This window comes from Erythrobacter sp. JB1-4 (assembly GCF_057365025.1).
This window is the reverse complement of record NZ_CP200292.1, coordinates 3,463,445-3,488,009: the sequence shown is the minus strand read 5'-3', so window position 1 is coordinate 3,488,009 and position 24,565 is coordinate 3,463,445. Positions and strand designations below refer to the sequence as shown.

23 protein-coding genes and 1 pseudogene are annotated in these 24,565 nt (G+C 55.9%); 15 read left to right on the top strand and 9 right to left on the bottom strand.

Annotated features, from left to right (window positions below):
- The first annotated feature begins 236 nt into the window (after positions 1-236).
- Both AC0V61_RS16375 and lepA read left to right on the top strand, forming a co-directional pair.
- Positions 237-2,369 (top strand): EAL domain-containing protein, encoded by a 2,133-nt coding sequence (locus tag AC0V61_RS16375; protein WP_486159309.1) that lies wholly within the window; start codon positions 237-239, stop codon positions 2,367-2,369.
- Positions 2,370-2,437: 68 nt separating this feature from the next.
- Positions 2,438-4,254: pseudogene (gene lepA / locus AC0V61_RS16370) on the top strand (translation elongation factor 4).
- A gap of 295 nt (positions 4,255-4,549) precedes the next feature.
- Here the strand turns inward: lepA and AC0V61_RS16365 are convergent.
- Genes AC0V61_RS16365 through AC0V61_RS16345 form a run of 5 tightly spaced genes read right to left on the bottom strand, consistent with a single transcriptional unit; the run spans position 4,550 to position 7,838 of the window.
- On the bottom strand, positions 4,550-4,690 hold the full coding sequence (locus tag AC0V61_RS16365; protein ID WP_486159308.1) for a hypothetical protein: 141 nt from the start codon (positions 4,688-4,690) through the stop codon (positions 4,550-4,552).
- Positions 4,691-4,696: 6 nt separating this feature from the next.
- A complete protein-coding gene (locus AC0V61_RS16360; protein ID WP_486159306.1) occupies positions 4,697-5,014 on the bottom strand; it encodes a hypothetical protein in 318 nt (105 codons plus the stop codon).
- A 49-nt stretch (positions 5,015-5,063) separates the two neighbouring features.
- The gene (locus AC0V61_RS16355; protein WP_486159304.1) at positions 5,064-6,707 is read right to left on the bottom strand and encodes a hypothetical protein; all 1,644 of its coding nucleotides are present in this window, start codon (positions 6,705-6,707) and stop codon (positions 5,064-5,066) included.
- Positions 6,697-6,912, bottom strand: coding sequence for a hypothetical protein (locus AC0V61_RS16350; RefSeq protein ID WP_486159302.1), 216 nt, complete (start codon positions 6,910-6,912; stop codon positions 6,697-6,699). The genes AC0V61_RS16355 and AC0V61_RS16350 overlap by 11 nt, the downstream gene beginning before the upstream one ends.
- A gap of 53 nt (positions 6,913-6,965) precedes the next feature.
- Entirely contained in the window at positions 6,966-7,838 is an 873-nt protein-coding gene (locus AC0V61_RS16345) for a hypothetical protein (RefSeq protein ID WP_486159300.1), read from the bottom strand.
- Between the two features lie 131 nt (positions 7,839-7,969).
- Here AC0V61_RS16345 and AC0V61_RS16340 point away from each other — a divergent pair, with 131 nt between their 5' ends.
- From AC0V61_RS16340 to AC0V61_RS16310, 7 genes are all read left to right on the top strand, one after another.
- Positions 7,970-9,004: a hypothetical protein gene (locus AC0V61_RS16340; protein ID WP_486159298.1), complete on the top strand. Its 1,035-nt coding sequence runs from the start codon at positions 7,970-7,972 to the stop codon at positions 9,002-9,004.
- A gap of 93 nt (positions 9,005-9,097) precedes the next feature.
- Positions 9,098-10,033 (top strand): CsgG/HfaB family protein, encoded by a 936-nt coding sequence (locus tag AC0V61_RS16335; protein ID WP_486159296.1) that lies wholly within the window; start codon positions 9,098-9,100, stop codon positions 10,031-10,033.
- An 87-nt stretch (positions 10,034-10,120) separates the two neighbouring features.
- Positions 10,121-11,050: a hypothetical protein gene (locus AC0V61_RS16330; RefSeq protein ID WP_486159294.1), complete on the top strand. Its 930-nt coding sequence runs from the start codon at positions 10,121-10,123 to the stop codon at positions 11,048-11,050.
- A 131-nt stretch (positions 11,051-11,181) separates the two neighbouring features.
- Positions 11,182-11,949, top strand: a complete 768-nt coding sequence (locus AC0V61_RS16325; RefSeq protein ID WP_486159292.1) for an outer membrane protein assembly factor BamD — start codon at positions 11,182-11,184, stop codon at positions 11,947-11,949.
- 124 nt (positions 11,950-12,073) lie between these two features.
- On the top strand, positions 12,074-13,504 hold the full coding sequence (locus AC0V61_RS16320) for a hypothetical protein (RefSeq protein WP_486159290.1): 1,431 nt from the start codon (positions 12,074-12,076) through the stop codon (positions 13,502-13,504).
- Between the two features lie 77 nt (positions 13,505-13,581).
- Positions 13,582-15,249, top strand: a complete 1,668-nt coding sequence (recN, locus tag AC0V61_RS16315) for a DNA repair protein RecN (protein ID WP_486159288.1) — start codon at positions 13,582-13,584, stop codon at positions 15,247-15,249.
- A gap of 12 nt (positions 15,250-15,261) precedes the next feature.
- Entirely contained in the window at positions 15,262-15,768 is a 507-nt protein-coding gene (locus AC0V61_RS16310; protein WP_486159286.1) for a hypothetical protein, read from the top strand.
- A gap of 38 nt (positions 15,769-15,806) precedes the next feature.
- On the opposite strand, the gene AC0V61_RS16305 is transcribed toward AC0V61_RS16310, so the two are convergent.
- On the bottom strand, positions 15,807-16,817 hold the full coding sequence (locus AC0V61_RS16305; protein ID WP_486159284.1) for an alpha/beta hydrolase: 1,011 nt from the start codon (positions 16,815-16,817) through the stop codon (positions 15,807-15,809).
- 74 nt (positions 16,818-16,891) lie between these two features.
- Between AC0V61_RS16305 and ligA the strand changes: the two genes are divergently transcribed.
- From ligA to AC0V61_RS16290, 3 genes are read left to right on the top strand one after another with little or no spacing between them, the layout of a single operon-like run.
- A complete protein-coding gene (ligA, locus tag AC0V61_RS16300; protein ID WP_486159282.1) occupies positions 16,892-18,961 on the top strand; it encodes an NAD-dependent DNA ligase LigA in 2,070 nt (689 codons plus the stop codon).
- A gap of 13 nt (positions 18,962-18,974) precedes the next feature.
- Complete coding sequence (locus tag AC0V61_RS16295; RefSeq protein WP_486159280.1) at positions 18,975-19,334, top strand: hypothetical protein; 360 nt, start codon at positions 18,975-18,977, stop codon at positions 19,332-19,334.
- Between the two features lie 10 nt (positions 19,335-19,344).
- Positions 19,345-19,845: a CinA family protein gene (locus AC0V61_RS16290; RefSeq protein WP_486159278.1), complete on the top strand. Its 501-nt coding sequence runs from the start codon at positions 19,345-19,347 to the stop codon at positions 19,843-19,845.
- Here AC0V61_RS16290 and AC0V61_RS16285 read toward each other — a convergent pair.
- Positions 19,842-20,513 carry an SDR family oxidoreductase gene (locus tag AC0V61_RS16285; protein WP_486159276.1) on the bottom strand — a complete coding sequence of 224 codons (672 nt, stop codon included), beginning with the start codon at positions 20,511-20,513 and terminating at the stop codon, positions 19,842-19,844. The two genes, AC0V61_RS16290 and AC0V61_RS16285, sit on opposite strands and share 4 nt — an antisense overlap.
- 159 nt (positions 20,514-20,672) lie before the next feature.
- Here AC0V61_RS16285 and AC0V61_RS16280 point away from each other — a divergent pair, with 159 nt between their 5' ends.
- Positions 20,673-21,038, top strand: coding sequence for a YciI family protein (locus AC0V61_RS16280; protein WP_486159274.1), 366 nt, complete (start codon positions 20,673-20,675; stop codon positions 21,036-21,038).
- Between the two features lie 15 nt (positions 21,039-21,053).
- On the top strand, positions 21,054-22,286 hold the full coding sequence (locus AC0V61_RS16275; protein ID WP_486159272.1) for an RNA polymerase sigma factor: 1,233 nt from the start codon (positions 21,054-21,056) through the stop codon (positions 22,284-22,286).
- Here AC0V61_RS16275 and AC0V61_RS16270 read toward each other — a convergent pair.
- Together AC0V61_RS16270 and AC0V61_RS16265 are read right to left on the bottom strand one after the other, a co-directional pair.
- On the bottom strand, positions 22,283-23,173 hold the full coding sequence (locus tag AC0V61_RS16270; RefSeq protein WP_486159270.1) for a 50S ribosomal protein L11 methyltransferase: 891 nt from the start codon (positions 23,171-23,173) through the stop codon (positions 22,283-22,285). The two genes, AC0V61_RS16275 and AC0V61_RS16270, sit on opposite strands and share 4 nt — an antisense overlap.
- Positions 23,174-23,326: 153 nt before the next feature.
- Positions 23,327-24,064, bottom strand: a complete 738-nt coding sequence (locus AC0V61_RS16265; RefSeq protein WP_486159268.1) for an SDR family NAD(P)-dependent oxidoreductase — start codon at positions 24,062-24,064, stop codon at positions 23,327-23,329.
- A gap of 109 nt (positions 24,065-24,173) precedes the next feature.
- Here AC0V61_RS16265 and sdhC point away from each other — a divergent pair, with 109 nt between their 5' ends.
- Positions 24,174-24,563 (top strand): succinate dehydrogenase, cytochrome b556 subunit, encoded by a 390-nt coding sequence (gene sdhC, locus AC0V61_RS16260; RefSeq protein WP_486159266.1) that lies wholly within the window; start codon positions 24,174-24,176, stop codon positions 24,561-24,563.
- The last annotated feature ends 2 nt before the right edge of the window (positions 24,564-24,565 follow it).

Below are 24,565 nucleotides of genomic sequence, written 5' to 3'. Positions count from 1 at the left end.
GCACACGGCTTTTGGGGCCGGATGCGGGTGAACTTGTGCGGCAAGGTAATCTCAGATTTCGCAATCATTGCGACATGTTAACCTGCGTTCTTAGCGAAAAAATAACCACCTGAGTTTACTCCTGGTGAACGTAGCCCCCGGTGTCTTTCCGCAGAGGCTAGTTTAGAAAGGACAGGCGCGAGGTGCCCCTAAAGGGTTTCTTGTCATCGATTGGCGGAGGGTCCCCTCGCAAAGCCATGAGCAAGCTCTCCGACGGAGAGAAGCTTGCTATGCTCGATGACCTGGAACAATCTGGCCTGGGTTGGTTTTGGGCGTGCGATACCCAAGGCAACCTTACATACCTTAGCGCATCTATCGCAAACCGGCTCGACCTTCCTATTGATGAGATTATCGGACAGCCGCTTTCAAGTGTATTCGTCTCTGCCGACCATGATGGTCGAACCAAATCGCTAGCGCTTATGCTCGGCGCGCATAAGTCGTTCTCAGGTTTCGCAGTGCGTGCCGAAAAAAGACCTGATGGCGCGGTGATCCGCTTATCGGGTCAACCTACATTCAAAGGCAGTGCATTTGCAGGCTTTCGGGGCACGGGCTGGGACATAACGGAGGAGTACTTCCGCGAGGAAGAGACCGCGCGGCTTGCGAAGTATGATCTGCTCACCGGTCTGTCGAACCGTCACCGCATGAAACATCTCATCGAAACAACGCTTACCGCTTTCAAAGCGGCAAAGCGCAATTGCGCTTTGATGATGCTAGACCTCGATAAGTTCAAACATGTGAATGATACGCTTGGCCATGCGGCGGGTGACGAGCTGTTAAAACAAGTCTCCGATCGTCTCAAACGCTCGATTGAGATTGACTGCGAGATTGGACGCCTTGGTGGTGATGAGTTCCAGGTGCTGATCCCTGATCTCGATGATCGCGGGGAACTTGGTGAGATCGCTTTGAAAATGATCACCATGCTAAAGCAGCCTTACACCCTTGAAGAGGGGCGCTGCGTTATCGGGTGTTCGATCGGTATTGCTGTGGCGCCTCACGATGGGGTGACTTTGGATGAGGTTGTGCGTTCAGCTGACCTTGCGCTTTACGCGGCTAAGAATGGAGGGCGAGGGCAATACCGCTTTTTCACAGGTGACCTTGAAAACGAGGCGATCTTTCGACGCCGCCTAGAACAAAACTTGGGGCAGGCGGTACGCGACAAGCAACTGTTCCTCAAATATGAGCCAATCGTTGATGCGAGCACCGAGGAAGTTCGCGCGCTTGAGGCTCACATCCTTTGGATGCATGATCAGCGCGGCGAGATTGACGAGGAAGAATTTGCGTCGATCCTTGACGGTTCAAGCCAGGTCACCGAAGTGGGCACCTGGGCAATCAGGCAAGCTTGTATGCACGCATCCCAGTGGCCTGAAAGCATTCGCGTCGCTGTCAATGTGCCCGTGCCCTTGTTTGCTTCAGACGGCTTTGTTGATGCTGTGTCGGGTGCGCTGGCTGCGGCAGATATTCCGCCTCACAGACTCGAGCTTGAGGTCAGCGAAGCGGTTTTCTTTGGCGATACCGATGCTGTGGATCGCACACTGGGCCAGCTGTTTAAGCTTGGTGTGCGCTTGACGCTTGATGAATTTGGCAGCGGATATTCCTCCCTTGCCTATCTTCGCCGTGCCCCGTTCGAGGCGATCAAAATCGATGAGAAGCTCGTGGAAGAGGCCGAGAGGCACGACAGCCGCGAACTTGGGCTCATTCGGGCTATTGTGGCACTTGCTGGCGCGCTTGAGATGGACACGATTGCTAATGGAATCGAGAGCACTGAGTTGTTGGAGCGTCTCAAAGAGTGCGGTGTCAAACGCATGGAAGGCCCGATCTATTCCGACCCGATCGCTTTGGATGTGGTCGAGGAGGAGTTGTTTGGCGAAAACTGGAAAATCGCGCCAAGTAGCGACCGCATCAAAAGGTCAAAACGCCGCACTGTCTATCGCCGCATTAACGTCATACATGACGATCATTCCTATGAGGTGGTCCTGCGCAATTTGTCCAAGACAGGCGCATTGATCCAAGGATTAGATGAAGTGCCGAAGGGAACCCAATTCGTCGTCGATCTTGGCGGGGGGCAACTAGCAGTTGCAACGGTCATTCGCACCAATGGCGACACGCAAGGGTTGGAGTTTGAACAACAGCTAATCGATGATGGTTCAGGCGGGCTTTGCACCCGTAACCGTGTCTCGCCCTATGCGCTCTCAGCAGCAGGGGCACCGCTTGCCGCACTTTCACCAGGGAGCTATGACCAAATGCCCGGCGGCGGTGTGGGGAAAGCTAAAGTTGAAGGAAGCATGCCACAGTTTAGCTATGCTCTACAGGCGCGTTTTGAGGCGGCCTGACCGTCGCGGTCGTATGTTGCATTTTTCTTAAATGACATCCTCGCCAAGGACCGCTAAACGGCGAGCAAATGACTGACCTCTCCAAAATCCGCAACTTTTCGATCATCGCTCATATTGATCACGGCAAGTCGACGCTGGCTGACCGCTTGATCCAGTTCACCGGCGGCCTCACCGCGCGTGAAATGTCCGAGCAAGTCCTTGATAACATGGATATCGAGAAGGAACGCGGCATCACCATCAAAGCGCAAACCGTGCGCCTTAACTACACCGCCAAAGATGGCGAAACTTACCAACTTAACTTGATGGACACGCCCGGCCACGTCGACTTCGCCTATGAGGTCTCGCGCTCCCTTGCCGCGTGCGAAGGCGCGCTGCTGGTCGTGGACGCTGCCCAAGGGGTTGAGGCGCAGACACTTGCCAATGTCTACCAATCGATCGAGCACGACCACGAAATCGTCTCCGTCATCAACAAGGTCGACCTCCCCGCCGCTGAACCAGAGCGCGTGCAGGCCGAGATCGAAGAGGTCATCGGCCTTGATGCATCCGACGCTGTCATGACGTCAGCCAAAACCGGCATCGGCATCGAAGACGTGCTCGAGGCGGTCGTCGCCAAAATCCCGCCCCCCAAGGCGACCGCGAAAAGCCGCTGTCCGCCTCCCTCGTCGATTCATGGTACGACCCTTACCTTGGCGTCGTCATCCTTGTGCGCGTCATCGAAGGCGTCCTCACCAAGGGCCAACAGATCAAATTCATGCAAGGCGGAACGCAACACCTCGTCGACCGCGTCGGCTGTATGCGCCCCAAGATCGAGCAGCTTCCAGAACTCGGCCCCGGCGAAATCGGGTTTATCACAGCCCAGATCAAAGAGGTCGAACAGGCCCGCGTCGGCGACACCATCACCACGGTCAAAAACGGCGCGACCGAGGCTCTGCCGGGGTATAAAGAAGTTCAACCCGTGGTTTTCTGCGGCCTGTTCCCAGTGGACGCTGCCGACTTTGAAAAACTGCGCGAGAGCATCGCAAAGCTGCGCCTCAACGACGCCTCCTTCTCCTTCGAGATGGAATCGAGCGCGGCCCTGGGCTTTGGCTTTCGCTGCGGCTTTCTGGGCCTCCTCCACTTGGAGATAATCCAGGAACGCCTGTCACGCGAATACGACCTCGACCTCATCACCACCGCGCCATCGGTTGTCTACCGCCTGCAACTCAGCAAGTCGAAGACCGAGGACGCCAAGGAGATCATGCTCCACAACCCGGCCGATTGGCCCGATATCAACCGCATCGCGATGATTGAGGAGCCATGGATCAAGGCGGTGATCTACACCCCCGACGAATATTTGGGCTCAATCCTGAAACTGTGCCAAGACCGCCGTGGTATCCAGACCGACCTCACCTACGTAGGCGGCCGCGCACAGGTCACTTACGAGCTCCCCTTGAACGAGGTGGTGTTCGATTTCTACGACCGCCTCAAGTCCATCTCACGCGGCTACGCCAGCTTTGATTACGAGCAAATTGGTCTGCGCGAAGGCGACCTTGTGAAGATGAACATCCTCGTCAATGCAGAGCCCGTCGATGCATTGTCCCTGATCGTGCACTCCGGCGTCGCCGAAGAGCGCGGCCGTGGCATGTGCGAGCGTCTAAAAGACCTAATCCCGCGCCACCTGTTCAAGATCCCGGTGCAAGCGGCCATAGGCGGCAAAATCATCGCCCGCGAGACGATTGCAGCCATGCGCAAAGACGTGACCGCCAAGTGCTACGGCGGCGATATCTCGCGTAAGAAAAAGCTGTTGGAAAAGCAGAAAAAGGGCAAGGCCAAGATGCGGGAGTATGGCAATGTGAGCATTCCACAGGAAGCGTTCATTGCGGCGTTGAGGATGGGGGAGGAGTAACCCGATTATCCCCTCCCGCTCGCGGTAGGGGCAGCGAGATTTAACCCGCACCAGCGGGCTCTAGTCGCAGCGGGGTGGGCGCGTTGCCACCACCGTCGCAGGCCCACTCCTAACCCCTCCCGCAGGCGGGAAGGGGGACAAAGCAACCGGAGGCTTAAATGCAAGAGGCTGTAACTTCGGCCAGCGGGTCGGCGTTAGCCGAACCTGTTTGACGTCGCGCGCGGCATCGAACGATTGCGGCAGCGATCATGGAAAGGCGCGTGGCGAAGGTAATTGACCATACCTTGAAGTAGGATCAATTCTTCATCGCGTTACGAATGTGAACCTCGGCGCTCTGTATCTTGGATGCGATCACTTTGCCTTGGCCGCCTTCTCTACTGGCTAGCGAAAATGCGACCTGCAAGTGCGAAAGAGCTTTCTTCAATTCAGTGTCCATAGTTTGTCACGCCTCTTCAATCTGTAGTTCACCTATCGTTTCGGTTCCCAAGGCGCTAACCTCTTCAAACAGCCGTTTGAGGTGAAGATTCGCCATGTCGAGGATGGGTTCATACATGAACGAATTCAGGTGAATATTTTCGGGGGTCATTAGATTGACTTTATTCAGGACCCTGATCTCCAGCGCTTTGTCTGGAAAAAGCTCTCGATACTTCTTCGTAAGTTCGAAAGTCTGGTTTTTTGAGATTTGCGTCACGAACTCATCGTCTGCGATCTCTCGGATCATAAACTCCTCGGCTTTCAAACGGATCGCGATAGACAGCACAATCTTTGATTCTAGCTCGATCGCCTCTTCGTTAAGCTCCTTGGCGGCCTCAGCTTGGGAGAAAAGGACTTCCAGATAGGATCTCGCTCTCCCGCGAAAGATTCAGGGAACCGGGAAACTTCGCGACGCCCTCAATGATCGATTTGAGATCACCAATCGTCAATGCCGCCGTTCCTGATTGAATATGCAAAAACTGAGTGAGCAGAATCTCGCTGTCCTCATCTCCAGCATACTCGGCAAGGTTGCGAAAAAGCGGGATTGACGCTAACAGGAAGTCGTAATTCTGATCCAACGGGATCTGTTCGCGCCAATGCTTGAAAGGGTTGTTCTGATACTTCTCTTGTTTGAGCGTGACGCCCTCTCCATTTTTGATGGCATGTAGCTTATGTTGCCTACTCAACCCAACTCGTCCGGAGAATGTCCGGTAAAAATCGTAGTTGTGAGTGAGGACAATTTGGTAAAAGAACTCAGTCTCAGCGATATCGCGAAGGTACTCCACGATGGCATACTTGTTCTTGTAGTCAAAAGAGTCAGCGATATCGTCGAGTACGAACAAAGTTTCAGTTTTGGCGTCAAGACGCGCCATAACCTCGAAAATCACATTCAGGATGTAGAGTGCCCGTTTCTCGCCGGTGCTTAAACTACGAATGAGGTCTCCCTCGGAAACTGCCTTCTCGGTTCCATCACGATCCTTGAACCGGAAGTTTATGCTGGGCGCGTCACGTCGAAGGATTACATCCTCCTGGTTCTCCATCGTCACAATAAAGGGCACCGAAAACCTCTCGTTAAACTCAGCGAGTACCTGTGACCAACGCGTAGCTTCTTCACGAGCGGCCTCGATGATCTTATCCAGTTTCTCTTTGCCATTTTGATAGGTTTCTAGAGCGGTATTGAAGCGTTCTTCGTGCGCTGAAAGATAAGCGATCCAAAAACGCTGTTTCAATCGTTCCGGGCGAAAAAGTTCAGGAATTATCTCGTCATTCTCCGAAATATAATCACGAAATGCTCGGAGATCAGCATTCTTGGTCAGGATCTTGTCAATATTTTCAAACGCGGTCTGCAGATCTGGATTGCCGATGATCGACTGCTTCTCGATCTCAATGTATTTGACGAGATCAGCTTCGGTCTTAATCTCTTCCCGCACGTCTTTGTTGTTCACATAGACAGAATGCTCGGCTTCAAAGAACCCATTCTTCTTCAGGCTGCTTGCGACATCTGACGCGTTGTTGTGGTTGAAAACTCCTCTCTTGAAGAAGAATGAGTCGCTAGTAAGCTTGTCATATACTTCCATATACCGTTGAATTTGCTCTTGAAAATCAGGTGAGGACAAAACCTCTTGAGCCTTCGGGGTGAACACCTTGTTATATTTCAGACTTGCCAGATGTGCGAATGGCTTCTCCGCGACCTCGTCGCGAAGCCTCAGCAACGATCGGAAGAATTGCTTCGGATCCTGAGACACATCTTCGCTTAAGATCTCCTCGGCCTTTGAGGCTGGCCTTAAACCAGCGTCAGTGCCGAGCTCTTTGATTAGGCCCTCTTTCTCTGCATCGATTTGACGCCGTACATCATCGTATTCCCGGCGGAGAGCTTGGTTTACCAAGAGGGTCGACACCCTTTCAGATTTGAATGCTTCATTATAGGGCTCGACAACAAATACGTTTTCTTGCGCTAGTTCGTTGTCATCAGACAGCATGGTGCGAACCGATTCTCTTCTCGGGAAAGATACGATCACCTGAGGGTTTGCCTTTCTCGACGTCTTGAAAACAACGAGCTAGTGAGCTTTTCATCGCGCCGTTCGGCGCATAGATCGCAAACTGTCGGTCCTTTGTGAAATCAAAATCATAGCTAAGGAGCTGAATTCCATAGCAATTCTGGATTTCAATTTTTAGTTCATCCATGACTTTTCCTTTGGTTAGTTTGGTGCTCCTTGAAAGGCGGATTGGCAAGGTCATCAGTCAGTGTTTCCCCACCCATCATCCTTAAGCCCATGCACAGTCTTCCTCACCCTTGGCTCGGGCTTCTTCCTCCAATCATAGGGCTCGCAGTTCACCGTCTCGCGCGGTCCTTGTTCGTGCCGCCGGCGGAACGCCTCATCGGCCTCCAAGCGTTCAAAGTCGGCATCACGCAACCGCTCAAATGCCTTCCATGCCTTGCGAGTTTTCTCGGAGAATTGCTCCCATTCCTTTGCGCGTTCCTGATCGACTTGTGCGCGGATCGCGTTCACCTTTGCATCGATGCTGTCGCGGATGGCTTGGACCGATGTGTGCGAGCGTGAGGCTTCGAGTTCGGCCTCCCACTCGGCGCGAAACCGCTCGCGCCATTTCTTTTTGAGGCGGCGTTTTTCCATTTTGCCCACCGCGTTAAGGCCCTTTAGGCCTCCGCCGCTCCCAGAAGTGGAGGCGCCGAAACGCTCTGGCGCGCGGTTTCTGAGCATGAACATGAGGAGCCGGTCGTTATAGCTTTTGCGTGTGCCGATCAGCTCGCCATAGGAATAGACGGGCACATCGACGCCGTTCAATGCGCGGTCCATGGCAACGTCCTCCAATTGCTGAACGCCAAGCTGGAGCGCCATTTCCCACGCCTTGCCAAACTCCTCAGCGCCTTCCTGGCGGCGCAATTGATAGGCGCCAACGGTGCTCATATCGACACGCTTGCAGGCGCCCGCGACCGAGCCTGTGTCTGCGAGCGCCTCGATAAAGGCGCGTTGGCGCTGCGGGGTCCAGCCGTCGTGGCGCTCGCACTGTCGGGGGACGGGCGCGAAGGTGGGAAGGTGTGCCTTGGAGACGGCAAGGCGCTTGGTTCGGGGGTCTGCTCGGCGGGTCATGCGCGCAAGGTCAATCATATTTGGGCCGAGTAGGAAAATGCGCGCTTTGCCCGGTGCATTGATCCGCGCACTCTTGAGGATCCTGATTTTAGCAAAACTTTAGGGCACTTTGGGCTAAAGCGCTGGGTGTGATGCAGCATCGTTCTAAACCATTTTCCATCATGTTTGCGGCCGCCTGTGCTCTATCGCTGGGGGCTTGCGAGATGCTCAGCACGTCTTCGACTTACGAGGACGCGCAAGCTGCTTTCGATGCGGGGCAGCTGAGGATCGCCAATGCGCATCTCTCGGACCTACTTGCCAAGGGCGAGGTCGATGAAAGAGTGCGCAAACTGCAGCTTGAACTCATGCTCAAGATGGGTGACGGAAACCGAGCGATGGCAGCGATCGATCAGCTGCCCGAAAGCGCTTTGACAGGGGCAAAGCGCCGTATTGCGATTGCTCACGCTCAGAATTTGCAGGGAGCGACTGAACGCACAGCCTCGCTGTATGAGGGCGTTGAAATCGACGAATATACCGAGCAAGACCACCGGATGGCGCTTTGGGCGCTGCGTGATCTGGGCGATCTTAGCTATTTCAAACAGCGTTTGGATATGGCGCTCGACCGGTTTCCCAACAGCGCCCATATCAATGCGCAAGCGGCTGACCATTTCTATGATTTGCAACTCCCTTATGAGGCCGAGCGTTTCGCCGATGCAGCGCTTTTGAATGGACCAGACGTCTTTGAAGCAAGGCTAGTCTCAGGTCGCCGCTCGATATTTTCAGGCGATTTGGAACAGGCCATTGCCCATTACCAAAAGGCCTATGAACTCAATCCGACGAGCGCACTGCCACTGACCAATGTGGTGGGCTTGCATCTGGACTTGGGACACGTCGAACAAGCAGGCGATACACTCAATATCGCGCTTCAAAATTACGGCAATTATCCCTTCCTTCAATGGCAACTTGCTCGTTACAAACTTGCCACTGGCGATATCCAAGGCGCTCGCGAGGCAAAGGACAGGGTCCAGCGCGAGTTTTCGGATAACCCTGAGTTCATGGTTCTAATGGGCGATATCGAAGCTGCCTTTGGCAACAGGGGGCTTGCCTTGGACAATTACCGCAGGTTCGTGCGCGAAGCAGGCGAGGTGCCGGAGGTCATGCAAAAAATCGCAGAGCTTGAGGGCTGACCCCTTCCGATAAACCTTCAAGATATTACTCTGGTACATAGGTAAAATCCTGTTTACACTTTGCTCGATTCGAAGTGCAAATCGGGGGTGTCTATGAATTTTGTACGGCTTTTCGCCGCTTACTTTGCCGCATTTTGTGTCTCCATTGGCGCGAGTATTGGCATATCTTTTCCAGCCTATGCGCAAGACAACAAACCAATTGTTGGTATTGCGCAGATGGAAGACCTTTCCGGGGGCAGCAATTCTGACAATTTTGTTGCAATGATCGAAACTGCAATAATCAGCAGCGGAAAGTTTCGTATTATTGAACGTGCACGCCTCGCTACACTTATGGAAGAGCAAGGTCTGTCATTAAGCGGCACAACAACCACCAACAGGCCGGGTAAAATTGGCGGTTTTGAAGGTGTTGATTATCTCATTTACGGAACAATTTCTTCCATATCAGCAACCAATCGGTCTGATTTTGGGGGAAGCCTCCTTCGCGGCATGTTGAGTGGCCGCAACGCATCGCGGCCTGATTGCTACAAAACCCGTGTGCGCATGGAAGCTGATATTCGTATCACCGATACCGAAACGGGCGAGGTGCGCTATGCAACGCGGATCAGTGAAGAGCAGGATTCTGCAACAGTGTGCGGCGGTGGAAGCCAAATCGATAGCTCGCTCTTGTTGCGCTCATCAGCCGACCAGATTGCAACCGGATTGATCACCGCGATTTTCCCGATCCAAGTTGCTGCAGTCCAAGGCGATGGCACTGTCATTTTGAACTTTGGAGAGGGCGCGGTTCAACGCGGCGACTTCCTGATGATCTATGGCGAAGCGACTGAGATACCCGATCCATCTGGCACCGGCACGATCAAGATCGATGGTGAGCAACAAGGCGCCATTCAAGTCACCGATGTGCAAAGTGCGTTTTCTCGGGCTGTTCAGGTCACACAGTTCAGCGTGCCTTTGGGTGTTGGCTCGATCGCGAGGCCGGTTGAGAAAGACGTCGTCAAAGCGCTCCAGAAAGCGCAGCGCCGCCGGCGATAGTGCGTTAACGGCAAACTTGGTGTGCATGCCGACCCGCGATTGGTGCATTGCGGGCGGCCTTTGCGTAAATTGGTGTGGGGGGAATGAATGCTAAACCTTAGAAAGATCCTGGTCGCAATTGTCGGTGCCTTGTTGACGTCAGGTTTTCTGACCGGAACGGCGGCGCTTGCTCAAGACCGCTACACCGTCCAGGTGGGCACTATCAATTCCACCCAGTCTTGCGCCTATTTCCGCAATTATTCGGGCAGCCGTTTATCCTACTCTGAAAGCGAATATGCCCGTTATTGGGGAGCAGCGGCCGCGCGGCGGTATTATGCAGCGCATACGACATGGCGCAGTTGGGTCGTAAAGGATTGCCAGAGCAACTTTGCAACACTTCGAAGTTCAATCGAAGCTGCCCTTGCATCGACCGGCCGTATCACCGTCGGGCGAGGGGGGTATATCGTTGATGTGACAATCTCTGATGTTAGCAGCACCTTGCCAGCAACCAACCGCCCGGTACGCGGCGATGCGTCCTATCGCACATCATGGGGCAAAGCGGTTGTGACAGCCAACTTTACCGTTCGTGACCGTAGAGGCGATAGCGTTGATGGCGGCATTTTGACCAAGCGTATCGAGATGTCTCGCACGCTCGATACCAACCGCATGCGAGTTCGGGTGAGTGAACCGGGCGGGGCGGTCTATGACCTCATCCAGAACGAGGTTGCGCTGCAAATCGCGCGCGAAGTCACCTTTGGAATTGAGCCGGTTCAAGTCATTGGCGTTGAAGGTGACAGGGTTGAGATCAACTATGGTCGGCCGCTGGTAAGCGTTGGCGACCAGATTGATGTTGATCAGCTTCGTCGCATAGGCGCTGTGCGCTATAGTATCATTTCAGCAGGAGACCGCACAGCTGTTGCGCAAACGCGCGGCGAAGTGGACGCATCAGATGTCGATATCGGCAGCGCGGTTTCCTTTATCGAAGCGGATAGCGATGCCGCAAATGCCCGGGTTTTAAGGCGCAACCGTTTGCCTTGACGGGGGCAATTGGGTCCAATTGGCGTTTGCGCCGCGCAAAACTTAAACACTTCACTTGGCGTTCACCAAGAGGCTGGCTATATCCGCGCGATATGACACGGACGCTTCGCAAAAACCTCGCTCGCCCTTTAATGCGTACAGCCATTTTGGGTGCCTCTATCGCTACTCTTGCAGCTTGCGGTGGTGGCTCTGGCAACGAAGACGTTGCCTATGTCGCACGCGATGTGGAGACCCTTTATGCTGAGGCACAGCGCCGGCTTGATGGTGGGAATACGCAAGTGGCCGCCGCGCTGTTTGACGAGGTGGAGCGTCAACACCCCTATTCACCATGGGCCCGGCGCGCGCAGTTGATGAGTGCGTTTAGCTATTACATCTCGCGCGATTATAACAAATCAATCCAGAATGCTCAGCGCTTCCTCTCGATCCATCCGGGTAACAAGGATGCGCCATACGCCTATTATCTCATCGCACTTTGCTATTACGAGCAAATCTCCGATGTGAACCGCGATCAGTCGATTACCGAGCAAGCGCAAACCGCACTTCGCGAAGTAAACCGCCGTTTCCCGCAGACAGAATATGCCGCAGACGCTCGCCTTAAGCTTGACCTGGTAGCAGACCACTTGGCGGGCAAGGAAATGGAAATCGGGCGTTTTTACCAGCGCTCAGGTCGCTGGCTCGCTGCGCAATTGCGGTTCCGCAATGTGCTGGATGATTACCAAACGACAAGCCACACACCAGAGGCGCTGTATCGTTTGACCGAGAGCAGCCTGGCGCTTGGTATCCGTGAGGAAGCGGTCAAATACACCGCCGTTTTGGGCGCAAACTATCCGGGTACGGAATGGTATGAGAAAGCCTACGAACTCGTCGGCGACCATGCGAGCGATGTAACGCCGAGCTGAGCTGAATTGGCGTTCGTCGAGAATGCCTTTGTAAACAAGAGACATAATTCAATCATGACCCCTGATTGCAGCGCGCGGTCGTTCGCTGTGCTGTTTTTCTTACACGCTCAGGAAGGGCGAGGTCATGAAGAAATATGTCCTTATCGGTCTTGTGGTTTTGGGGCTCTTCGTCTTGATCCCCGCCGCTGGATTTGGCGCGTTTCTTTGGCGTTTTTCCCCTCAGGTCCCAGAGGCAAGTTACCCCAAAACTGATGATCCAATAGAGGCTCGGCGGCAGGACCTCGACTATCTCAGAAGATATCCAGAGATGGATCGTAGTTATTCCGCCGAAGATCTGACGGCGTTAAACGCGCTGGTTGATGATCTCGAAGCACGGGCCGAAACAATGACGGACGCGGAGTTCGTGATGGGTGTATCGGCGGCCGGTGCGATACCGGAAAACGGGCATTCCGGCGTCAGCTTGAACCGCACGATGGACCGTTTGAACAGCCTGCCGGTGCGCTTTATGTGGTTTGGCGATGGTCTCCACATTTTGCGTGCACGTGCCGAGCATGCGGATCTGATCGGCGCGAAGGTTGCGTCCTATGAGGGGCAAAAGCCGGAGGAAGTCTATCCTAAGATGGATCCATATTTTGGCGGGAATGATGCGTTCTTGCGCCAGAATTCGGCGAACTTCTTTGCGGCTCCCGCTTCACTGCATGCAGCAGGCCTAATTGATGCGCCGAGCAGTGTGACGCTCGACCTTGTTGGCGCAGATGGAGAAAGATTCACACGCACACTCGAGGTTGAAGAGAAGGCGACAAAGTTCTCCTATCCAACTGATTTTGCGCTTGGTCAGCCGACCGACAAAGAGGCCGAGAGCGGCCACGAATGGCGCTTCCTTGATCCTGCAATGACTGAGGCGACTTGGTATGGGCGCGATCCCGATACAATCCTTTGGCATGATGAACTCGAATATGGTGGCGCGTATTGGCGGATGCGCAATATCATTGGCTCTGAGGAAGCACCTGTTGGTGATTGGTTAGATGCACGGGCCAATGCCTTGCGCGAGAACCCAGCCGACTATCTCGTCGTTGACCTTCGAGCCAATGCCGGGGGCGATTACACTCAGTCGATGTCTGTTGCCAAAGAGCTTGGGGATCTCGTGAAACCCGATGGACGAGTTTACCTACTCGCCGATGGAGACACATTCTCTGCTGGTATCGTGACGGCCTATTTCGCGCTCTATGGAGCAGGCGAAAAGGCTGTGCTTGTGGGCTCTCCCATGGGTGATGACACGCAATTTTGGGCGGAGGGTGGCTCGCCAATGGCCCTCCCGAACTCTGAGATAAATCTATACGCATCAACCGGTTATCATGATTGGGAAAACGGTTGTTCGGACTGGTCGAGGTGTTTCTGGATCAACATCGTGTTCGGCGTTGCTGTGGGCCCGGTTGAGGTGGATATGCCAGCACCGCTATTGTTTTCAGACTATCGACAAGGGATCGATAGCGGGATGGAGGCGATCCTCGCGCGCGAGGCAGAGCGCGCAGGCGACACGAGGCCTGCGGAATAACGCTTCCACCAAAGCTGTTCGTTTTCGCGCTAAGCTCACGTGACGCCGGGCAATCAATGCGTTAAGCCTTGCGGGAAATGCTCACCCGTCTTTCCATCCGCAATATCGTTTTGATCGAGGCGCTTGATCTTGATTTCAGGCGTGGGCTCGGCGTGCTTACCGGGGAAACGGGGGCGGGTAAGTCGATCTTGCTGGATGCGCTGGGCCTCGTGCTGGGCGACCGCGCGGAGACATCTCTGGTGCGCGCAGGGGAGCCCAAGGCGAGCGTTTCAGCCAGCTTTGAGTTTGCGCAACTGCCAGCTGCGATCACAACTGCGCTGGACGATGCCGATATTGAGATTGAGCCCGGCGAACCGCTCATCATCCGCCGTCAGGTCAAAGCCGATGGGGGCTCCAAGGCCTTTATTAACGATCAGCCTACGAGCGTTGGCTTGCTCCGAGAGCTTGCCGCCTCTTTGGTTGAGCTCCACGGGCAGCATGATGATCGCGGCCTTGTAAATCCGCGCGGGCACATGGCGCTGCTGGATCGGTTTGCGGACGTTGATCTTGATACGCTCGCTCGCCGCTGGAAAGCATGGGCCAAGGCCGAGGCGCAATTGGCCGATGCTCGCGAGCAGCAAGAGCAGGCCAAGGCAGATGAAGACTTGCTGATTGCGCATTTGGCAGAGCTTACTTCGCTTGAGCCCCAAGCAGGCGAGGAGAACCGCCTCGCTCTGGCGCGCGCCGATATGCAAAAGGGGGAGAAGCTTTCAGGCGACCTCGAAGAGCTGCGCCACCTTTGGGAGGGGTCTGATAGCCCACTCGCCAATTTGCGGGTTGCAGCTCGCAAGCTTGACCGGATTGCTGAAGAACACCCTCTGCTGACCGAAGCACTCGCTGCACTTGACCGCGCGGTTATCGAGGCGGGTGAGGCTGAGGACAAGCTTGAGGCAGCGGCGATGGCGCTGGTCCATGATCCGCAGGCGCTTGATGCCGCCGAAACGCGACTATTCGAACTGCGCGCATTGGCCCGAAAGCACCGCTGCGAAGTGGACGCGCTGCCCGAACTCATGCGCGAGATGCGAGGGAAACTGGACGCGATTGAGGGCGGCGAGGCGCAATTGGATTCGCTTGAAGCAGGCGCGGTTGAGGCGCGTGAGGCCTATCTCACGACCGCTCAGAAAACGCATGACAGCCGCGTCAAAGCGGCCAAGAAACTCGACAAAGCGGTTGCAGGCGAACTTGCGCCGCTTAAACTGGATGCTGCTCGGTTCCAAACTTCGGTAACGCAACTGCCTGAAGATCGTTGGGGAGCAGGCGGGATGGACGGTGTCGAGTTCCTCATCTCCACCAATCCCGGTTCAGATTTCGCGCCGCTCAACAAAATCGCCTCGGGCGGCGAACTCTCCCGCTTTATCCTCGCGCTCAAAGTCGCGCTGGCGGAGAAGGGCGGGGCGGCCACCATTATCTTTGATGAGATCGACCGGGGCGTCGGCGGCGCGGTTGCATCTGCCATCGGCGAACGCCTGGCCCGCCTTGCCAATGAAGAAGGTCAGCTCCTCGCCGTTACCCACAGTCCCCAAGTCGCGGCACGCGGTTCGCAGCATTACCTCATCGCCAAATCGTCGAAGGGCACAGTCACTAAGACCGGTGTCATTGAGTTGGACACAGAAGGCAGGCAGGAAGAGATCGCTCGCATGCTGTCAGGCGCTCAGATTACGTCAGAGGCACGCGCGCAAGCGGATCGGCTGCTAGAAGACGTATAGTTAGGACGTGTAATGGAAATTCTGGGTGGGCTCGTCGCAGCCTTTGTCGCGGTAGTGCTTTTGGCAGGCGTTGGCCTTGCCGCATTATTGGCGCTCGCATCGATGGTTGTGCTCCATTTCCTCACTCAGATGAGCTTTAGGCGCGTCTTCTTCGTGTCAGCAGGCATCGGATTGCTCGCGCCCATTCTCGTAGGACTTGCAATAGGTGGTGCAGTTGCCGACGGCTCATTAGAACGCGACCTTCGCGCAGAGCTGGGTGATCGCATTCAACTGCCCACAGATGGCGGAGAAAATTGGCGCGGGGCGTTGGAGCAATTGCAAGAGCTTTCCCGCGAGAACGAAAACGGCACGCTCACCGAAGCAGAGGCCGAGGCCCGCGTCGAGGAGATCCTTGGCGGGCTAGAGGACATGCAAATTTCCATCGACGTGAACGGCGACGGTGTGGTGATTGGTGACAGCGAGAACGGCGTTCCGCTGGAACTGCCTGCCCCGGTAGAGGCACCCGACGCTCCTAACTAATTGCGCACTTCTCTTGCACTATCCGGTTGGGTTTTAAGTTATTCGTCCTCAGCCAGTGTCTCTTTGAGGAAAGCCACAATCGCAGGCAGGCTCGCTTTTCTCGCCGCATTGTTGCCTTCCGGCGTTCCACCCATACCTGCGAGTTTCTCGAAATTCTCATCGCTCGGATCACGCGGATTTCCGAACATAAAGTGGCCTGCGTCCTCGTAAGCGATGACCTCGACATCGGTTTTGCCAGCGGCAAGCGCGCGTTCCTTGGCCTCGCGGCTCATCCGGCATGAGGGCCAAAGCGAATCCTCCTCCCCGCACAGCATCAGGATGGGGCCTGCGATGTTTTCGACCGGAATGACGGCATCGGGATGGTCTGGGAGCTGATCGAGGCTCATCGCATACATTTCGCCAACACCGCTGATTTCGAACCATTCATGCCATTCAAGATCGACGTAAGGCAGATAGGGCACAGGTTCGCCGCCCACGCTCCATGAAGAGGTGAAAGCGGACTGATCCATCTGCTCCCAGTCAAATCCCTGCCACACGGCATTGCTTGGCACATTGGCGACCACGGCAGCGACTTGGGGATTGCGTGAAGCAAAGAGCAGGGCAGCTTCACCGCCCTTGCTTGTGCCCATGATGGCGATGCGCGATGGGTCGATATCCTTGCGGACTTGAAGCCAAGCAAAAGCTGCATCAAACGTCTCGACGGGCACCATGTGGAAGCTTTTGGTCTCTTCGCTCGTCCGATAATAACCGGGATAAAGGACCGAGAAGCCTTCAGCGGCAAATTGGCGCGCGATTTTGTTCTGAACCTCTTTCAGCCCGCCTTCTGATCCACCCAGCATGAGGATCGCAGGCCTTGGCCCTTCGCCTTTTCCAGGGAAGAAATTTGCGGGCCGTTCGTTCAGGGTAATTCGCTCGCCGCCTTCGCCCGGCTCGTCGGTGGTGATGGGAGGAGGGCCGGGCATAAAGTACCAGCCCACCGCTGCAACGATCACTAGCAAGACAATGACCGTAAGGCAGCCAACCCCAATTTTCTTGCGCAAGCCCATCATTGATCCCCTGTTTGCGTTGACCACTTTGTGCAATGGTTTTGGCGCAACAACAAGGATGCAGCTGCGAGTCTTCGATGAATAGCAATGCGATGCCCACTGAGGTCGATGCCGCCAATGAGCTTATGCGATTGGCCCGAAAAATCGCCCACCATGACAAGCTTTATCACGCCGATGATGCGCCTGAGATTACCGATCAGGAGTATGACGCACTTGTCCGCCGCAATCGCGAGCTGGAAGAGGCCTTTCCGCATCTGATCCGTGAGGACAGCCCTTCGAAGAAGGTCGGGCATGAGATTGCCGCCTCGCCTTTGAGCAAGGTGACACACGAGGTTCGCATGATGAGCCTCGATAACGGCTTTAACCGTGAGGAAGTCACGGAGTGGACCCAGAGGGTCCGGCGTTATCTCAACCTTGGTGAAGATGATGAGATTGCGATCACTGCCGAGGATAAGATCGACGGGCTGTCGTGCTCGCTGCGTTACGAAAAGGGCACACTGGTGCGAGCGGCGACGCGCGGCGATGGACAGGTGGGCGAAGATGTCACCGCCAATGCGCGGCATATTTCCGATATTCCGCAAGAGTTGCCGGAGGGCGTGCCGGATGTGTTTGAAGTGCGCGGTGAGGTCTATATGTCGCGCGCGGATTTTGCCGCGCTCAATGCCGCGCAAGAGGAAGCGGGGGGCAAGCTCTTTGCTAACCCTCGCAATGCCGCCGCTGGCTCTTTCCGCCAGAAAGATGCGAGCGTCACGGCAAAACGCCCGCTCAAATTCTGGGCCTATGGCTGGGGTGCGGCCTCCGAAGTGCCCTGCAATACCCAAAGCGACATGATGCGCATGATTGAGAGCTGGGGCTTTCCACTCTCGCCCTTCCTTACCCGCACGACCAGCGTTGATGCGATGATCGCGCATTACGATGAAATTGGTCGTCAGCGCCCCGACCTTGGCTATGAGATTGACGGCGTGGTCTACAAAGTCGACCGGCTCGATTATCAGCAGCGTCTTGGCTTTGTCGCGAAAGCGCCGCGCTGGGCCTTGGCTCATAAATTCCCCGCGGAGAAAGCTCAGACAACGCTCGAAGCCATCGATATTCAGGTTGGGCGAACGGGTAAGTTGACCCCTGTTGGACGCTTGGCTCCGGTGCTGGTGGGCGGGGTGACGGTCACCAATGTGACCTTGCACAACCGCGACGAGATCGAGCGCCTTGGTGTCCGTCCTGGAGACCGCGTGGTGATCCAGCGCGCTGGCGATGTTATTCCGCAGGTCGTTGAAAACCTCACCCGCGATGAAGAACGCGAGCCCTTCCAATTCCCGGACCATTGCCCGGTCTGCGATAGCGAGGCGGTGGCGCAGGACGATGACGTCGATGTGCGCTGCACCGGGGGCCTTATCTGCGCCGCTCAGCGTACACAGCGCCTAGAACACTTTGTCAGCCGCAAAGCGCTCGATATCGATGGGTTTGGCACCAAGACCATCGCGCAATTCTTTGAGCTTGGCTGGCTCGAAAGCCCCGCCGATATCTTCCGCTTGAAGGAACGCCGTGAGGATATTCTCGCGCTTGAGGGGTGGCAGGATAAGTCTGTGGAGAACCTGTTGGCCGCTGTGGATAGCAAGCGTGAACCCGATGCCGCGCGCCTGCTCTTCGGCCTTGGCATTCGCCATGTGGGTGAGGTCACAGCGCGCGATCTTTTGAAGCATGTCCACGAGCTTCCGGCGCTTCGCGAAATCGCTCAAAAAGCGCGCTCCGGTGATGAGGATGCTGCAAGTGAGTTGACCGAAATTGACGGTATCGGCCCGAGCGTTGTGGAGGCCCTGGGCGACTTCTTTCACGAGCCTCATAACGTGGCCGTATGGGAGGATTTGCTTTCTCAAGTCTCTCCGCCGCGCTACGAAGTTGAGGTTGTCGAGAGCCGTGTGGCTGGAAAAACCATTGTTTTCACTGGAAAACTTGAAACCATGAGCCGCGATGAGGCCAAGGCGCAGGCAGAGAGACTAGGCGCAAAAGCATCAGGGTCTGTTAGTGCCAAGACAGATATGCTAGTGGCGGGGCCTGGCGCAGGTTCAAAGTTGAAAAAAGCGCAAGATTTAGGGATCGAAGTGTTGGACGAAGCGGGCTGGGCTGAGATTGTTCAGGCGGCCGGTGGGTAAAAAGGATTGACGCATGAATAACGATCTCATTCCCAATAGTTTTCTTCGGGGCGAACTCATCCACGGCGCGCTATGGGGCGCGGTTGTGGGCTCTGTCACGGGCTACCTTGAACTTGGCATTGTCTACGGCGTCATCGCAGGCGCGTTTTATTTGCTGGCAAAGCAAGTGGTCGAACCAAGCGACCGGATGAAAGACAGCCTCATGAACAAGATCGGCTTTACCGTTCTTGCAGGCGCGGCCGCTGGCCTTGTCACTGGCTATCCCGGACTTGGCGTGCTTATGGGCTTCTTCCTCGGCGTGTTCTGGCGTTTGGCCACAAAGGTCGAAGGCGAAGAAACCGAAAGCGCGACCTCTTTCTACGGCAAGATTTGACGCCTGAATAATGGACACATTGCGCGAACTGCACCCGCAAGCCTCGCGCATTGCGGCTTCTCTTCGTGCGCGCGGCGAGAAGATTGCGATTGCTGATGGGGCAACGGGCGGGCTTATCATGGCGAGCTTGCTCACAGTCCCCGGTGCGCTCAATTTCTTTGTGGGTGGCGGCGTCGTTTACTCTTTCCGCGCGCGCGACGTGCTCTTTGACCAACCGCGCGAGGCGTACAAAGGCATTCGCGGACCCTGCCAAGAGTATGCCGAGCTTCAAGCGCGGTCGATCAGGGACAATTTGCACGCTGAGTGGGGCCTTGCTGAGAGTGGTTCTGTGGGCGGATCAACCCACCCGGGCGGTGCGCCATCGGGCCTTAGCGTGGTCGCGATTTCCGGACCCGATGACTTTATTGCGCACAGCGTTCTGGAAACTGAAAGCGATGATCGCATCGCCAACATGTACGCTTTTACAAAGCACGCCCTCGACTTTGCCGAAGGCGTGCTTAAACACTCCTAGTCATTGGGCATGATGTAAATCTCGCGCACGGCTGCGGTTTTGGGCTGCGAGAGCGCGTACACCACCGCGTTCGCAACATCTTCAGGCTGAATTTTGTCGGGCTTCGGCTCATCGAAAAACGGGGTATTGACCATACCGGGCGCAATCACCGTTGCCCGGCCGCCCCATTCGCGCATTTCTTCGGCCAAGTTCTGGCCAAAGCCGTGTACGAAATGCTTGGTCGCTGAATAGACCGAGCCCTTGAAATTGTCGCGGCCCGCTTTCGAGCCTGTGATCAGATAATGCCCCTTTGTTTTCTTCAAGAAAGGCGTCGCCTCATGCGCCAAAAGCAGCGGGGCGAGGACATTTACGTGGATCATATCGTGCCATTCGTCAGGGTCACCGTTTTCGATCCCCGGCTTTTTTGCGCCCGTGCCTGCATTCGCGAATACAGCGTCGATGGAGCCAAAATGGCTCTCGGCCTTCTCAAGTGCGCCGCGCACCTCATCACGGTTCGTTACATCGCAAGGGATCGCAACCGCTGTGTCGCCAATTTCGCTCGCGAGATCGTCCAGCTTGTCGGCAGAGCGGGCACACAATGCGACGTTCCATCCGGCCTCGGCTGCTGCTTTTGCGCTCGCTGCGCCAATGCCTGAAGATGCGCCGGTGATGAGAAGGGTCTTAGCCATGAGAAATCCTTTTGTGTCTCGGTTGTTTTGTCAGCCTATGAAAATATCGGCCGCCTCGTTCCAAATTTTTTTAGCGGCCGTGTCGAATCCGGCTTGCCCCGTTCGTCTTCCTGTCAGAGCCTTGGCACATGCGCTTGGGCACACACGGAGAATAGTCAAATGCAATATATGTTGATGATCCATGAGAGCGAAGACGCTTATGCTGGCGCGGATGGCGCGAGCGTGATGGAAACGACGATTGCAGGCCATATGAAGCTTGCCGAAGAGCTTACCAAAGCGGGCGTGAAATGGTCGGGCGAGCGGCTTCGCGAGGCGCATATGGCGACCACTTTGCGATATGAGGGTGGCACGGCACCGGCGCTGCATGATGGTCCATTCGCGGAAACGCATGAGGAGCTTGGCGGCTTTTACATCGTTGAAGCGGCCGACCTTGATGCAGCGATTGAGTGGGCCAAGATGATCCCCATTCCCGGCAAAGGTGCGGTCGAAATTCGCCCGGTCTTTCCTGAAGAGGAAATGGCCTGAATAGGGGGATTTGGCGTGAGCGAAAGTGATCGCGCCCTGGCTCGCACGATAAGTGATGCACGGCCAAAGGTGGTTGCCATCTTGGCCGCGCATTGCCGCGACCTTGATTTGGCCGAAGATGCCTTTGCTGAGAGCGCGGCCAAGTGCCTCAAGCTAAGTCAGACGCCTGAGAATGTCGCCGCGTGGCTTGTTACTGTGGGCAAGCGCTGGATCGTTGATCAGCTGCGCCGTCGCGAGACCGAGACGCGCGCAATTGAGGATGCCGAAATGATCGCAGAGACAAGCGCCGATGTGCTCGCGTTTCCCGAACCGATTGCCGATGAGCGTCTGCGATTGCTCTTTATCTGCTGCCACCCCGCGATTGCGACCGAGGCAAGGGTGGCGCTTGCGCTCAAAGTGATTTGCGGGCTGCCTGTGAGCGAAATCGCGCGGGTATTTCTCACCAGCGAACCCACCATGTTTCAACGCATTACGCGCGCCAAACGCAAGGTGACCGAGGCCGGGATACCGTTTGAATTGCCTCCCCGCGCAGCTTGGGCTGAGCGCTTGGACGCGGTGCTTCTAACCCTCGAATTGGCGTATACGGTGGCGTATCAGGATGCAGGTGGTGAATGCTCGCAGATCGATGGTGCATATGCAGGCGAAGAGGTTGCGCGCCTCGGGACGCTTGTGGCGGAGCTTTTGCCGCGCGAGCCAGAGGCTTTGGGATGCGCTGCCTTGATAGCTCTTGCGCATTCGCGTTCGGGTGCCCGTGTGGATAACGAAGGCGCAATGGTGCCTTTGTCGCAGCAAGATACGAGAGGTTGGGATTTTGCCGCGATCGAGCAGGCGAGGGCGTGGATGGATGAGGCAGCGACAATCGGGAAGACGGGGCCCTATCAGATCATGGCAGCTATCCAGCTTACTCATGCGAGCAGGGGCTTTGGCGGTCAAACTGATTGGGACGCGATTGTCAGGCTGTATGATGCGCTTTTGCTCCTGCGCCCCGGCCCAATCACTGAGCTTAACCGCGCTGTGGCACTGTCGAAGACGCAAGGGCCCCAAGCGGGCCTAAGAGCATTGGGTGCTATCGATGATACCAAGCTTGAAAGTACGAGGCCATTTCATGCAGCGCGCGCGCAGTTATTTGCGCAAGCGGGGCGTTCGAGGGATGCGGCTCAGGCCTATCGACAAGCAATCGCGCTTGGTCCTCCTCTTGCCGAGAGGCTCTTTCTTGAGCGTAAGCTCGCAGAGCTAGGTGACGCTTAAATCACCTTGCGGCGGCGAAACCACAAGATTGCCCAATCGCCGCGCTCTAGCCTTCCGGCAAGGCGGAACCCCTCGCGGCGATAGGCGCGGCGCACGGCGCTTTCCTGTTCGCCATGGAGCAACCCTGCCAAAAGCAGACTCCCGCCAGGCGCAACAGAGGCGCTGAAATCGGTGGCGAGATCCACAAGCGGCCCTGCGAGGATATTAGCGATCAAGATATCATAAGGCCCGCGAAGACGCAGAAGAGGATCGTCCATACCATCAGCAACGACCATAGTGACTTCGCTAGGGCCGGGGCCCACAGGAATCGAATTGAGCGTTGCGTTAAAGTGCACAACGTCTGCGCAAATTGGATCGATATCGGACGCGGTGATTTGCGCCATGGGCCACAGTTTCGCCGCTGCAAATCCGAGCAATCCCGTGCCCGTGCCAATATCAGCGATACGGCGCGCGCGCATGCCGGTGGCTTTCATTTTGGTGAGCACTTCGAGACATCCGGCGGTTGTGTCGTGCTGTCCCGTGCCAAAGGCCTGCGCTGCGGGGATTTGAAAGTTTATATGGTCAGGTGAGGGATCATAATCAGGTGTATGGACATAGAACTTGCCGGCCTCGATTGGCGGCGTGCCTTGTTGGCTTTCAGTTACCCAATCGGTTTCGGGCAATTGTTCAACTGCGATGTCAGGAGCCTCGCCATCAAACAGGCTTTGGATGGCCTTTTTCTGAAGGTCTGTGGGTTTGCTGGGATACCAACCTTCTAAAACCCACTCTTGCGGGCGCTCCTCGCTGATCTCTCGGCCTGAGATTACCAGATCATAGTCCCAGTCTTCAATTTCATCATGCGCTAAAAGTGCTGCTTGCACCGTCTTTTTCGGCGCATGCGCGATCATTTTCCAACTTGCGCAAGACCCCACCAAATTTCCCCAATCCGCCATAGAAGCTAACGAATGTTACATTCGTAGAGCAAGCGCTGGATACATAACAAGGTTTTAATCCGGCAGCTGATTTTCACCGCAAATTTCTTCGAAGCGCAGTACCGTGTTTTAACGAACAAAGCTTGCGCCATTGGCATCAATGACCGCGCCAGTCATGCTGGCAGGGGCATCAAGTGTACAGTAAGCAATGATTGAGGCGATTTCTTCCGGAGTAGCTACGCGGCCAAGGGGGATGTCTGCGAGAAGGCCTGCGCCGCCCCGGCTTTGCAAGTAGTCGCCTGCCATCGAGGTGTCAGTAAAGCCCGGAGTGATAGCATAGCTCAAAATGCCTTCTGCGGCATAGGCGCGGGCGATGGTCTTATGCATCGCGACCATGCCGCCTTTTGCTGCTGCATAATGCCAGTGCGCAGGCGAATCGCCCCTGTATGCAGCGCGGCTTGCAACGTGGATCAACCGCCCGCGCTCTCCGCTTTTGCTAGCAAGGCGACCTTGCCAGTGGCGCACGGCATAGCGGCTGAGTTGAGCGGCGGCGGTGAGGTTGATCCTAAGCGTGTCTTCCCAGCGGTCGAGCCATTCAATATCGGACGAATCAAGCGAGTTGTGTTCGAACAGGCCGGCGTTGTTCACCACCGCGATTATGTCCCCGCCGCTCATCTCAAGTGCTTCATTCCACAGCATTTGTGCCGCCAGCGGGTCCGCGAAATCGGCAGCGATCGTATTGTCCCCACCGTCTTTGGCACCACCCCTTGTGCTGTGACCGATGACGGTGAAGCCCCGGTTTTCGAGCGCTTGCTTAGCCGCTGATCCAATTCCGCGGCTTGTACCGGTGACGAGAATGTAACTCATGCAACCCTCTATCGGGAAAATTGCAAGTAAAGTCGAGGCGGTCTAGGCTTGCACCCATGGCCCACTTCGCTAAGTGGGACGGGGGATAAACAATCTACATGAGACGAGTATGAGCCAAAGACCGCTTTCGCCGCACCTACAGATATGGCGGTGGGGACCGCATATGCTGGTGTCAATCTTGCACCGTGCAACGGGCGACGGGATGGCGCTTGTCGGGCTTGGCGTTCTGGTCTGGTGGCTGGGCGCTTTGGCGAGCGGCCCTGCGGCGTATGAGACGTTTCTGAGCGCCGCGAGTTCGCCGATTGGCTATGTGGTTCTGGTGGGCCTCACCTGGGCGTTCTTCACCCATATGATGAGCGGTCTTCGTCACTTTGTACTCGATATTGGCGCTGGATATGAGCTGGATACAAACCGCATGTGGTCGATTGCATCGCCGATTATCGCCATTTTGTTGACGGTTGCCCTTTGGGGTTACCTCCTGTTTGTGAAGGGGGCTTGATC